We start from the raw sequence: 11,692 nt of genomic DNA, 5'->3' as shown, positions 1-11,692 counted from the left end.
CGCCGGCGGCGGCGAGCGCGGCGGTCAGCGCGCCCGGAACACCCGCCAGCCGCTCCCCCACGACGAGGACCGAGCCCTCGGCGCGCAGCGCCTCGGCCGCGGCCTGCCCGGCGGTGTCGAGGCCCGTACCGTCCGCGAGCGCCCGCAGCCACGCGGTCTCGGTGCCGGGAGCGGTGGGCAGCAGCGTGCCGCCCGCCTTCGTCAGGCCGGGGGTGGCGTGCGTGGCCAGGGCGAAGGTGCGCTGGCCGTGCTTACGGTGCGCCTTGCGCAGCCGCAGGAAGACGCCGGGCGCCTCCTCCTCCGCCTCGAAGCCGGCGAGCAGCACCACCGGCGCGTCCTCCAGCGACCGGTAGGTCACTCCCGAGCCGTCCAGGTCTCGTCCGCGCCCGGCGACATGGGCGGCCAGGAAGTCGGCCTCCTCACAGCTGTGCACCCGGGCCCGGAAGTCCACGTCGTCCGTATCGAGGGCCACGCGCGCGAACTTGGCGTAGGCGTAGGCGTCCTCCACGGTCAGCCGCCCGCCCGTCAGCACGCCGGTCCGGCCGCGGGCGGCCGCCAGCCCCTGCGCCGCCGCCCGGAGGGCCTCCGGCCAGCTCGCCGGCTCCAGGTCGCCCTCGGCGTTCCGTACGAGCGGGGTGGTGAGCCGGTCCGGCCGCTGGGCGTAGCGGAACGCGAAGCGGCCCTTGTCGCACAGCCACTCCTCGTTGACCTCGGGGTCGTCGGCGGCGAGGCGGCGCATGACCTTGCCGCGCCGGTGGTCCGTGCGCGTCGCGCAGCCGCCCGCGCAGTGCTCGCACACCGACGGCGAGGAGACGAGGTCGAAGGGCCGGGAGCGGAATCGGTACGCCGCCGAGGTCAGCGCGCCGACCGGGCAGATCTGGATGGTGTTGCCCGAGAAGTACGACTCGAAGGGCACGCCCTCGCCGGTGCCGACCTGCTGCAGGGCGCCGCGTTCGAGCAGCTCGATCATCGGGTCGCCGGCGATCTGCTGCGAGAAGCGGGTGCAGCGCGCGCACAGCACGCACCGCTCGCGGTCCAGCAGCACCTGCGTGGAGATCGGGACGGGCTTCTCGAAGGTGCGCTTGCGGCCCTCGAAGCGGGTGTCGGCCTGCCCGGCGGACATGGCCTGGTTCTGCAGCGGGCACTCGCCGCCCTTGTCGCAGACCGGGCAGTCGAGCGGGTGGTTGATGAGCAGCAGCTCCATCACGCCGCGCTGGGCCTTCTCGGCGACGGGCGAGGTCAGCTGCGTGCGCACCACCATGCCGTCCGTGCAGGTGATGGTGCAGGACGCCATCGGCTTGCGCTGGCCCTCGACCTCGACGATGCACTGCCGGCAGGCACCGACCGGATCGAGCAGCGGGTGGTCGCAGAACCGCGGGATCTCGATGCCGAGCAGCTCCGCCGCGCGGATGACGAGGGTGCCCTTGGGCACGGAGAGCTGGATGCCGTCGATGCTGACGGAGACCAGGTCCTCCGGTGGCGGAACCACCGCGTCCGCTCCGCCGGAGGGGCCGGCCGGCGTGGTGACGGTCATGCGTGCACCTCCTGGGGGTTCCTGCCGTCGGCCCACACCGTGGACCTGGCCGGGTCGAAGGGGCAGCCCCTGCCCCTGATGTGCTGCTCGTACTCCGCGCGGAAGTACTTGAGCGAGGAGAAGATGGGGCTGGCGGCGCCGTCGCCGAGGGCGCAGAACGACTTGCCGTTGATGTTGTCGGCGATGTCGTTGATCTTGTCGAGGTCCGCCGGGCGGCCCCGGCCGGCCTCGATGTCGCGCAGCAACTGCACCAGCCAGTAGGTGCCTTCGCGGCAGGGGGTGCACTTGCCGCAGGACTCGTGGGCGTAGAACTCGGTCCAGCGGGTCACGGCGCGTACGACGCAGGTCGTCTCGTCGAAGCACTGGAGCGCCTTGGTGCCGAGCATGGATCCGGCGGCGCCCACGGCCTCGTAGTCGAGCGGTACGTCCAGGTGCTCGTCGGTGAGCAGCGGGGTCGAGGAGCCGCCGGGCGTCCAGAACTTGAGGGTGTGGCCGGGGCGCATGCCGCCGCTCATGCCGAGCAGCTGGCGCAGCGTGATGCCCAGCGGCGCCTCGTACTGGCCGGGGCCGGCCACGTGGCCGCTGAGGGAGTAGAGCGTGAAGCCGGGGGACTTCTCGCTGCCCATCGAACGGAACCATTCCTTGCCGCGGTGGAGGATCGCGGGAACGGAGGCGATGGACTCGACGTTGTTCACGACAGTGGGGCAGGCGTAGAGGCCGGCGACGGCCGGGAAGGGCGGCCGCAGCCGGGGCTGGCCGCGGCGCCCTTCGAGGGAGTCGAGGAGGGCGGTCTCCTCGCCGCAGATGTACGCGCCCGCCCCGGCGTGGACGGTGATGTCGAGGTCGAGTCCGCTGCCGAGGATGTCGCGGCCGAGGTAGCCGGCCGCGTACGCCTCGCGCACGGCCTCGTGCAGCCGGCGCAGCACGGGCACGGTCTCGCCGCGCAGATAGATGAAGGCGTGCCGGGAGCGGATCGCGTAGCAGGCGATGACCATGCCCTCGATGAGGGCGTGCGGGTTGGCGAAGAGGAGGGGGATGTCCTTGCAGGTGCCGGGCTCGGACTCGTCCGCGTTGACGACGAGGTAGTGGGGTTTGCCGTCGCCCTGGGGGATGAACTGCCACTTCATCCCGGTGGGGAAGCCGGCGCCGCCGCGGCCGCGCAGTCCGGAGTCCTTGACGTAGCCGATGACGTCGTCGGGCGTCATGGCGAGGGCCTTGCGCAGGCCCTCGTAGCCCTCGTGGCGCCGGTAGGTCTCCAGCGTCCAGGAGCCGGGCTCGTCCCAGAAGGCGCTCAGGACGGGCGAGAGCAGCTTCTCGGGGCTGGTCTCGTTGATCTCGGGTGCCACGGTCATCCCTCCCCCTCCTCGGTGACCGGCCCGCTGGGGTGAGCGGGGTCCGAGGCGGATGTCTGCTGGGGCGCGTCGTGCGAGCTGAGGTGCTCCGGCGGCTGTGCGCCGCGCGGGGGCTCGCCGCGCGGCGGGCCGACCCGGGTGGGGTGGCTCTCGCCCTTGGCCAGCCGCAGCCCCGCCAGGGACGCGGGCCCGGCGCCGCCGCTCGCCTCGACCGCGCCCGGCCGCGGGTCGGGGAAGCCGGCGAGGATGCGGGCCGTCTCCCGGTACGTGCACAGGGGCGCCCCGCGCGTGGGCTCGGCCGGGCGTCCGGCGCGCAGTTCGTCGACGAGCGCCACGGCGCTCTCGACGGTCTGGTTGTCGAAGAACTCCCAATTGACCATGACCACGGGCGCGAAGTCGCAGGCGGCGTTGCACTCGATGTGTTCGAGGGTGACCTTGCCGTCCTCGGTGGTCCCGCCATTGCCGACGGCGAGGTGGCGCTTGAGGGCGTCGAAGATGGCGTCGCCGCCCATGACGGCGCACAGGGTGTTCGTACAGACACCGACCTGGTAGTCGCCGCCCTGTTCGCGCCGGTACATCGTGTAGAAGGTGGAGACGGCCGTGACCTCGGCGACGGTCAGGTCCAGGACCTCGGCGCAGAAGCGCAGGCCGGTGCGGGTGACGTAGCCCTCCTCCGCCTGGACGAGGTGGAGCAGCGGCAGCAGCGCGCTGCGGCTGTCGGGGTAGCGGGCGATCACCTCCGCCGCGTCCGCTTCGAGCCGGGCCCGTACGTCGGCCGGGTAGTCGGGCGCGGGGAGCTGGGGCATCCCCAAACTGACGTCTGTCACCGGTCGACGCCTCCCATCACGGGGTCGATGGACGCCACCGCGACGATGACGTCGGCGACCTGGCCGCCCTCGCACATCGCCGCCATGGCCTGGAGGTTGGTGAAGGACGGGTCCCGGAAATGGACCCGGTAGGGGCGGGTGCCGCCATCGCTGACGACATGCACGCCCAGTTCGCCCTTGGGCGATTCCACGGCCGCGTACACCTGGCCGGGCGGCACCCGGAAGCCCTCGGTCACCAGCTTGAAGTGGTGGATCAGGGCCTCCATCGAGGTGCCCATGATCTTCTTGATGTGGTCGAGGGAGTTGCCGAGCCCGTCGGGGCCCAGGGCCAGCTGGGCGGGCCAGGCGATCTTCCGGTCGGCGACCATGACCGGCCCGGGGGCCAGCCGGTCCAGGCACTGTTCGACGATCCGCAGCGACTGCCGCATCTCTTCGAGCCGGACCAGGAAGCGCCCGTAGGCGTCGCAGGTGTCGGTGGTGGGGACCTCGAAGTCGTAGGTGTCGTAGCCGCAGTAGGGCTGGGCCTTGCGCAGGTCGTGCGGGAGGCCGGCGGAGCGCAGGATCGGGCCGGTGGCGCCGAGGGCCATGCAGCCTGCGAGGTCGAGGTGGCCGACGTTCTGCATGCGGCCCTTGAAGATGGGGTTGCCGGTGGCGAGCTTGTCGTACTCGGGGAGATTGCGGCGCATCTTCTTCACGAACTCGCGCACGGCGTCCACCCCGCCCGGCGGCAGGTCCTGGGCGAGGCCGCCGGGCCGGATGTAGGCGTGGTTCATCCGCAGCCCGGTGATCAGCTCGTACAGGTCCAGGATCATCTCCCGGTCCCGGAAGCCGTAGATCATGATCGTGGTGGCGCCGAGCTCCATGCCGCCGGTGGCGATGGCCACCAGGTGGGAGGAGAGACGGTTCAGCTCCATCAGCATCACGCGGACGACCGTCGCGCGGTCGGGGATCTGCTCCTCGATGCCGAGCAGCTTCTCCACGCCCAGGCAGTACGCCGTCTCGTTGTAGAACGACGTGAGGTAGTCCATGCGCGTGACGAAGGTGGTGCCCTGCGTCCAGTTGCGGAATTCGAGGTTCTTCTCGATGCCGGTGTGGAGATAGCCGATGCCGCAGCGGGCCTCGGTGACCGTCTCGCCGTCGATCTCCAGGATGAGCCGGAGCACTCCGTGGGTGGAGGGGTGCTGGGGGCCCATGTTGACGATGATGCGCTCGTCGTCGGCCCGCTTCGCGGCGGCGGCGATCTCGTCCCAGTCGCCGCCGGTGACGGTGTAGACGGTGCCTTCGGTGGTTTCGCGGGGGCTGGTGGGTGTGGACATCAGCTGTACGACCTCCGCTGGTCCGGAGCCGGGATCCGGGCGCCCTTGTACTCGACGGGGATGCCGCCGAGGGGGTAGTCCTTGCGCTGCGGGAAGCCCTGCCAGTCGTCCGGCATCATGATCCGCGTGAGCGCCGGGTGGCCGTCGAAGACCAGGCCGAAGAAGTCGTACGTCTCGCGCTCGTGCCAGTCGTTGGTGGGGTAGACGTCGACGATCGAGGGCACGTGCGGATCGCTGTCCGGCGCGCCGACCTCCAGCCTGATCAACCGGTTGTGAGTGATCGAACGCAGGTGGTAGACGGCGTGCAGCTCGCGCCCCTTGTCGCCGGGGAAGTGGACGCCGCTGACGCCCGTGCAGAGCTCGAAGCGCAGCGCGGGGTCGTCGCGCAGGGTGCGGGCGACGCGCGGCAGGTGTTCGCGGGCGATGTGGAAGGTGAGCTCGCCGCGGTCGACGACAGTCTTCTCGATGGCGTTCTCCACCACGAGGCCCTGTTCCTCCAGGGCGCCCTCCAGTTCGTCCGCCACCTCGTCGAACCAGCCCCCGTACGGGCGGGTGGCCTCGCCCGGCAGCCGTACGGACCGCACCAGGCCGCCGTAGCCGCTGGTGTCGCCGCCGCTCTTCGGGCCGAACATGCCGCGCTGGACGCGGATGGTCTCGCCGTGGTCGCCGCGCTGGCCCGGCAGGTTCTGGGCGTTGACGTCCTTGTCGGGGTTGACGCCGTTGCTCTTGCCGGCGCCGTTGTTCCTGGGGGCGCCTTCGGGGGTGTTCTTGGGGTCGCTCATCGCAGCAGCCCCTTCATCTCGATCAGCGGCAGCGCCTTGAGCGCCGCTTCCTCGGCCTCGCGGGCGGCTTCCTCGCGGTTCACGCCGAGCTTCTCGCCCTGGATCTTCTGGTGCAGCTTCAAGATCGCGTCCAGCAGCATCTCGGGCCGCGGCGGGCAGCCGGGCAGGTAGATGTCGACCGGCACGATGTGGTCGACGCCCTGGACGACCGCGTAGTTGTTGAACATGCCTCCGCTGGAGGCGCAGACGCCCATGGAGATCACCCACTTGGGATTGGGCATCTGGTCGTAGACCTGCCGCAGCACGGGCGCCATCTTCTGGCTGACCCGGCCGGCCACGATCATGAGGTCGGCCTGGCGGGGCGAGCCGCGGAAGACCTCCATGCCGAAGCGGGCGAGGTCGTAGCGGCCGGCGCCGGTGGTCATCATCTCGATGGCGCAGCAGGCCAGCCCGAAGGTGGCCGGGAAGACGGATGACTTGCGCACCCACCCGGCGGCCTGTTCGACGGTGGTCAGCACGAAGCCGCTGGGCAGCTTCTCTTCGAGTCCCATTGCGTGGTGCCCCCTAGTCCCATTCCAGGCCGCCGCGGCGCCAGACGTAGGCGTAGGCGACGAAGACGGTGAGCACGAAGAGGAGCATCTCCACGAGCCCGAAGATCCCCAGGGCGTCGAAGGTGACGGCCCAGGGATAGAGGAAGACGATCTCGATGTCGAAGACGATGAAAAGCATCGCCGTCAGGTAGTACTTGATCGGGAAGCGGCCGCCCCCGGCGGGCTGCGGGGTGGGTTCGATGCCGCATTCGTAGGCTTCGAGCTTGGCGCGGTTGTATTTCTTGGGCCCGATGAGCGAGGCCATGACCACGGAGAAGATCGCGAAGCCTGCCCCGAGGGCTCCCAGTACGAGGATGGGCGCGTAGGCGTTCACCGCTCCTCGCTCCTTCCAGTCGACGCTGACTGCTGGCTGACCGGACCCCGGCGGGCTCCCCGCCCCCTGGGAGATCACCGGCGGTCGCGGCGATCACCGGGGGAAGATCACCTATATGTGAGGCAGTTCACAAGCCCGGGTCGACTGCATCCTATGCCCGCCGGTCTGTGATCTGCGACACGGGGTACGGGACCGCGTTTGTGATCTCCACCACCCGACGAACGATCATCAAGTCGGATGAGCGGCGATCTTCACACGCGAAGCGCCCGAGTGATCACGAGAGGTGACATTCGGGGGTCCTGACGCAGGTGGGAGGGGGGTCGCCCTATCAAGCCGTGCAGCGTGCACGCAAATTGGCATGTCCAACCGTCAACTGATATATGAGCGCCACTCCCTGAGCCGACGCCAACCGCCGGCGCCCTCCGGCCGGCCTTCGCGCCCCGCTTCACGAGCGACCCCGGCGGGGCCGGTGGGACGTGAGCTGCGCCACGCGCCAAGAGGTTCGGGATGCGGTTTCTCTGGGTAGCCTCGACATGCGAGCCGTAAGAGTGATAGAGCGACGGATGATCGTCTTCAGCCGCCAAACCCCATGCTGAGGCGCCTGTTACCGATTCGCGCACCGGTGGCCGCCGTGACTCTCCCGTGATCAAAAGCCCGAATTCTGGGCACGCTCATGCCAATTGTGGCGCACGTCACCTTTATTGAACTCAACCTGCGCGGACTGATAGTCCGTTGTCCCATGTCCCCGAACGCGCATATAACCAGCCACCGGAAGCCCCGTCGTACGGCCACCCAGTCGTGGGTCGTCCGCACTGGTGTTGCCGGTGGCGTCCTCAGCACCCTGGCCGTGGCCGGAGCCGGTTCCGCCACCGCCGTCGAGAAGCCCACCGAAGCGACCATGGAGATGCCGGCGGTCAACGCGACCCTCGCGACCTCCATCGCCCAGAGCGCGGCGGCCACCACCCAGACGGCCTTCGACTACCAGGTCCGCGCGCAGCAGGACGACGCCGCCGACTCGGCACGCCACGCCGCCAAGAAGGCGAAGGACGAGGCCGACCGCAAGGCCGAGGCCGAGAAGAAGGCCGCCGAGGCCCAGGAGAAGCGCGACGCCGAGCAGGCCCGCGCTTCCCGCGCCACCGAGCGCAAGAGCCTCAGCGTGAAGGCCGCCACCGGCTCCGCCGAGGAGGCCGCCGGCGCCGCCTCCTCCGCGTCGACCGGTTCGGGCAACGCCGCCACCCTGGTCTCCTTCCTTCAGGCCCAGCTCGGCAAGGCGTACGTGATGGGCTCCACCGGCCCGTCCTCGTACGACTGCTCCGGCCTCGTCATGGCCGCCTACAGCCAGATCGGGATCGACCTCCCGCGCGTCTCCCAGGACCAGTCGACGGCCGGCACCCAGGTCTCGCTGGGCAACCTCCAGGTCGGCGACATCCTCTACTGGGGCTCCGCGGGCAGCGCGTACCACGTCGGCGTCTACATCGGCGGCGGCAAGTTCATCGGCGCGCAGAACCCCAGCACCGGCATCGTCGAGCGCGACATGAGCTACTCCCCGCCCACGGGTGCCGTTCGCGTCATGTGACCCACCGCTTCCGGCCGCCTCCCGCGAGGCCGGCCGGAGCCCGCGCCAAGCGCCTGTCGAAGGGCCGCCGCTCCCCCGCTCGGGGCGGCGGCCCTTCGCCGTACCCGGGGCCGCCCCGGGCCGCTCAGCGCGCGCAGGGCGTCCCCATGTCCACGACGCAGACGTCCCGCGCGCCGGACCGGGCGTCGACGACGCCCTGGTTGTTGTGGACGTGGACGCTGTCGTCGCCGTCGCCGCCGCGGACCCTGCCGGTGGAGGTGACCGTGCCGTGGACGTCGATCGTGTCGTCGGCCTCGTTCGCCTCGACCAGCCCGGAGACGTCGACGCCTTCCTCGAAGGTGATCGTGTCGGCCCCCCGGGCGCCGCGGACGTCGGTGCGCGCGGCCATGCGGGAGCCGTCGGCGAAGCGGATGTCGTCGTCGCCCTGCCCGCCCCGGACGGCACCGAGGACCAGGGACCGGATGGTGATCACGTCGTCGCCGGCCTGACCGTCGACGGCCCCCGTCCCGTTCACCGCGGCGCTGCCGCCGGTCAGCGTGATCTGGTCGACGCCGTCGCCGCCGCGGACGTTGCCGTCGACGGGGCCGGTGAGGGTGATGATGTCGACGCCGCCGAGTGCCTCGACGGTGTGCCCCGCCTCCACCGAGGAACACTCGATCGTGTCGGCGTCGTTGGTGCCCACGATGTCCGGGCCCGGCTGGGCGACGCCGTTGACCGTGCACACGGTCGCCGCGGCGTGGGCCGGCGCCACCGGGCCGGCCACGGGCAGGACCAGCGCCGCTCCGAGGGCGGCCAGGCGCCCGGCCAGGCAGGTCAGCGCTCGGGCGGTGTCTCTCTTTTCGTACAGCACGGTTCCCAACCCCTTCATCGGCGGAGCGGCACCGGAACCGACGGAACCGGCCCACCTCGACCCTCCCCCGGCGCACACCCGTCAAATCGAGACAGGTGGCGCTCAAAGGGGTGAATCACTCAAGGTGGGCCTTAACTCCCGTGCGGGAGAGGGGAGGTCACCCAGGGTCAGGACCGGGGAGCCACCTTGCTCAGGCCGTTGATGATCCGGTCCATCGCGTCGCCGCCCGTCGGGTCCGTCAGGTTCGCCAGCATCTTCAGCGCGAACCGCATCAGCACCGGGTGCGTCATCCCGCGCTCCGTGGCCAGCTTCATGACCTTCGGGTTGCCGATCAGCTTCACGAAGGCGCGGCCCAGGGTGTAGTAGCCGCCGTAGGTGTCCTTGAGGATCTTCGGGTAGCGCTGGAGGGCCAGCTCGCGCTGGGCGTACGAGGCGCGGGCGTGCGCCTGGACGATGACGTCCGCCGCGATCTGCCCCGACTCCATGGCGTACGCGATGCCCTCGCCGTTGAACGGGTTGACCAGGCCGCCCGCGTCACCGACCAGCAACAGCCCGCGCGTGTAGTGCGGCTGGCGGTTGAAGGCCATCGGCAGCGCGGCGCCGCGGATGGGGCCGGTCATGTTGTCCGGGGTGAAGCCCCAGTCCTCGGGCATGGACGCGCACCACGCCTTGAGGACCTCGCGCCAGTCCAGCTCCTTGAAGGAGTCGGAGGTGTTGAGCACGCCGAGCCCGACGTTGCTCGTGCCGTCGCCCATGCCGAAGATCCAGCCGTAGCCGGGCAGCAGCCGGTCCTGCGGCCCGCGCCGGTCCCACAGCTCCAGCCACGACTCCAGGTAGTCGTCGTCGTGGCGCGGCGAGGTGAAGTACGTGCGGACGGCCACGCCCATCGGGCGGTCCTCGCGCCGGTGCAGGCCCAGGGCGAGCGACAGGCGCGTGGAGTTGCCGTCGGCGGCGACGACGAGGGGGGCGTGGAAGGTGACCGGGGTCTTCTCCTCGCCGAGCTTGGCGTGCACGCCGGTGACCCGGCCCGTGCGGTCGTCGATGACGGGGGCGCCGACGTTGCAGCGCTGGTAGAGGCGGGCGCCGGCCTTCTGCGCGTTCAGCGCGAGCTGCTCGTCGAAGTCGTCGCGCTTGCGGACCAACCCGTAGTCGGGGAAGGAGGCGAGCTCGGGCCAGTCGAGCTGGAGGCGGACGCCGCCGCCGATGATGCGCAGGCCCTTGTTGCGCAGCCAGCCCGCCTCCTCGGAGATGTCGATCCCCATCGCGACGAGCTGCTTGGTGGCGCGCGGCGTCAGGCCGTCACCGCACACCTTCTCGCGGGGGAACGCCGTCTTCTCCAGCAGGAGGACGTCCAGGCCCGCCTTGGCCAGGTGGTAGGCGGTGGAGGAGCCGGCCGGGCCGGCCCCGACGACGATCACATCTGCGCTGTGTTCGGTAGGGGACTCGGTCACGGTGGGGACTCCCGTTGCTCGGCGGTGATGCGTGCGCCGGTCAGGCCGGGCACCGGACAGGAGAAGTCTAGGGGGGCGCCTCCGGCCGGGAGAGAAGGGCTGCCGAAGCGGCGGATCCTCCCGGCCGGGCGGTCTCAGCCGAAGTCGACGGGGATGACCGACCAGGTGTCCACGGCCGTGTCGAAGACCTGACGGCTGCTCGACCAGCCCTCGTCGCGCGACTGGAAGTACACGGCGTACTCGGTCCCCGACTCGTTCACGTACGCCTGGTCGACGGCGTGCATCGTGCGGCCGGTGTCCTTCTCGGTCCAGGTGAACTCCCAGCGGGCGCCGGCGCGGCCCTGGAAGGTGTTCCTGGTGAGCGCCACCCGCTTGTAGTCGGGCTTGCCCTTGCTGACCGTCTTCTCCAGCTCCTGGAAGTGCTCGTACGAGGACTGCTCGCTCTTGAGCAGCAGGCCGACCCGCAGGTACGCACCGCCCGTGGGCGCGGCGTAGTCGATCTGCTTGCCGCCCTTTTCCTCGCGCTGCCAGCCGGAGGGCACGGCGAGGGAGAAGCCGAGCGGGTCGCTGACCGCGCGGAAGCCGCTGGGCGCGCTCGCCGACGAGGACGGCGCGTCCGAGGGCGTCCCGGGCTCGGACGCGGACGCGGAGGGCGAGGCGGAGGCGCTGCCGGAGGGCGAGGCGCTCGCGGAGGCGGAGGGCGAGGCCGAGGGCGTCCCGGAGGGGGACGGCTTGGCGACGTCCGGCGGCAGGTCGACGGTGGGGCTGTCGTCGGAGGGCTTGGCACTGTCGTGCGTGCCGTGGTCCTTGTTCCGGGTCAGCAGCACGCCACCGGCCACCGATCCGCCGACCAGGAAGGCCGCCAGGGCGATCGCCACCCACTTCAGCGAGCGGCCGGGGGCGGGGGGCGGCGTCGACAGCGTGGTGAGGAAGGGGGCCGGACCACCGGTCTGGGGGGCGGGGGGCGTGAGGGGCGCGTAGCCGGAGGGCGCGGCCTGGGGCGTGGACGGCGCGTAGCCGGGGGGCAGGGCCAGGGCCTGGGGCGCGGTCGGCGCGGGGGCGGGGGGCACGCTGTGGGGC

Annotated in this window: 10 protein-coding genes and 1 pseudogene; 1 reads left to right on the top strand and 10 read right to left on the bottom strand. The window is 71.2% G+C overall.

Annotated elements, in window-relative coordinates; translation table 11 throughout:
- The 7 genes from J7E86_RS26830 to J7E86_RS26800 all read right to left on the bottom strand — a co-directional run.
- Positions 1-1,534 (bottom strand): NADH-quinone oxidoreductase subunit G (locus tag J7E86_RS26830; RefSeq protein WP_215085124.1); only part of this gene is annotated, 1,534 nt, incomplete at its 3' end.
- The gene (gene nuoF / locus J7E86_RS26825) at positions 1,531-2,886 is read right to left on the bottom strand and encodes an NADH-quinone oxidoreductase subunit NuoF (RefSeq protein ID WP_215085122.1); all 1,356 of its coding nucleotides are present in this window, start codon (positions 2,884-2,886) and stop codon (positions 1,531-1,533) included. The genes nuoF and J7E86_RS26830, both read right to left, overlap by 4 nt.
- Positions 2,883-3,692 carry an NADH-quinone oxidoreductase subunit NuoE gene (gene nuoE, locus J7E86_RS26820; RefSeq protein ID WP_215085120.1) on the bottom strand — a complete coding sequence of 270 codons (810 nt, stop codon included), beginning with the start codon at positions 3,690-3,692 and terminating at the stop codon, positions 2,883-2,885. The genes nuoF and nuoE overlap by 4 nt, the downstream gene beginning before the upstream one ends.
- Positions 3,693-3,709: 17 nt before the next feature.
- A complete protein-coding gene (locus J7E86_RS26815; RefSeq protein ID WP_215085118.1) occupies positions 3,710-5,029 on the bottom strand; it encodes an NADH-quinone oxidoreductase subunit D in 1,320 nt (439 codons plus the stop codon).
- Positions 5,029-5,811 carry an NADH-quinone oxidoreductase subunit C gene (locus J7E86_RS26810; protein ID WP_215085117.1) on the bottom strand — a complete coding sequence of 261 codons (783 nt, stop codon included), beginning with the start codon at positions 5,809-5,811 and terminating at the stop codon, positions 5,029-5,031. Before J7E86_RS26810 ends, J7E86_RS26815 begins: the two co-directional genes overlap by 1 nt.
- Positions 5,808-6,362, bottom strand: a complete 555-nt coding sequence (locus J7E86_RS26805; RefSeq protein ID WP_215085116.1) for an NADH-quinone oxidoreductase subunit B family protein — start codon at positions 6,360-6,362, stop codon at positions 5,808-5,810. Before J7E86_RS26805 ends, J7E86_RS26810 begins: the two co-directional genes overlap by 4 nt.
- A 13-nt stretch (positions 6,363-6,375) precedes the next feature.
- Positions 6,376-6,735 (bottom strand): NADH-quinone oxidoreductase subunit A, encoded by a 360-nt coding sequence (locus J7E86_RS26800; protein WP_215085115.1) that lies wholly within the window; start codon positions 6,733-6,735, stop codon positions 6,376-6,378.
- Positions 6,736-7,474: 739 nt separating this feature from the next.
- On the opposite strand from J7E86_RS26800, the gene J7E86_RS26795 reads away from it, so the two are divergent.
- The gene (locus J7E86_RS26795) at positions 7,475-8,311 is read left to right on the top strand and encodes a C40 family peptidase (RefSeq protein WP_215085114.1); all 837 of its coding nucleotides are present in this window, start codon (positions 7,475-7,477) and stop codon (positions 8,309-8,311) included.
- 124 nt (positions 8,312-8,435) lie between these two features.
- Here the strand turns inward: J7E86_RS26795 and J7E86_RS26790 are convergent, their stop codons facing one another.
- From J7E86_RS26790 to J7E86_RS26780, 3 genes and pseudogenes are all read right to left on the bottom strand, one after another.
- The gene (locus tag J7E86_RS26790; RefSeq protein ID WP_215085113.1) at positions 8,436-9,161 is read right to left on the bottom strand and encodes a hypothetical protein; all 726 of its coding nucleotides are present in this window, start codon (positions 9,159-9,161) and stop codon (positions 8,436-8,438) included.
- A gap of 167 nt (positions 9,162-9,328) precedes the next feature.
- On the bottom strand, positions 9,329-10,612 hold the full coding sequence (locus J7E86_RS26785) for a geranylgeranyl reductase family protein (RefSeq protein WP_215085110.1): 1,284 nt from the start codon (positions 10,610-10,612) through the stop codon (positions 9,329-9,331).
- A gap of 134 nt (positions 10,613-10,746) precedes the next feature.
- Positions 10,747-11,692 (bottom strand): annotated as a pseudogene (locus J7E86_RS26780) (hypothetical protein); the annotation flags it as partial.

This window comes from Streptomyces sp. ISL-11, from assembly GCF_018614525.1.
In the GTDB taxonomy this organism is placed as follows: domain Bacteria; phylum Actinomycetota; class Actinomycetes; order Streptomycetales; family Streptomycetaceae; genus Streptomyces.
The sequence above is the reverse complement of the archived record's forward strand: the minus strand, read 5'-3'. Positions and strand labels throughout refer to the sequence as shown.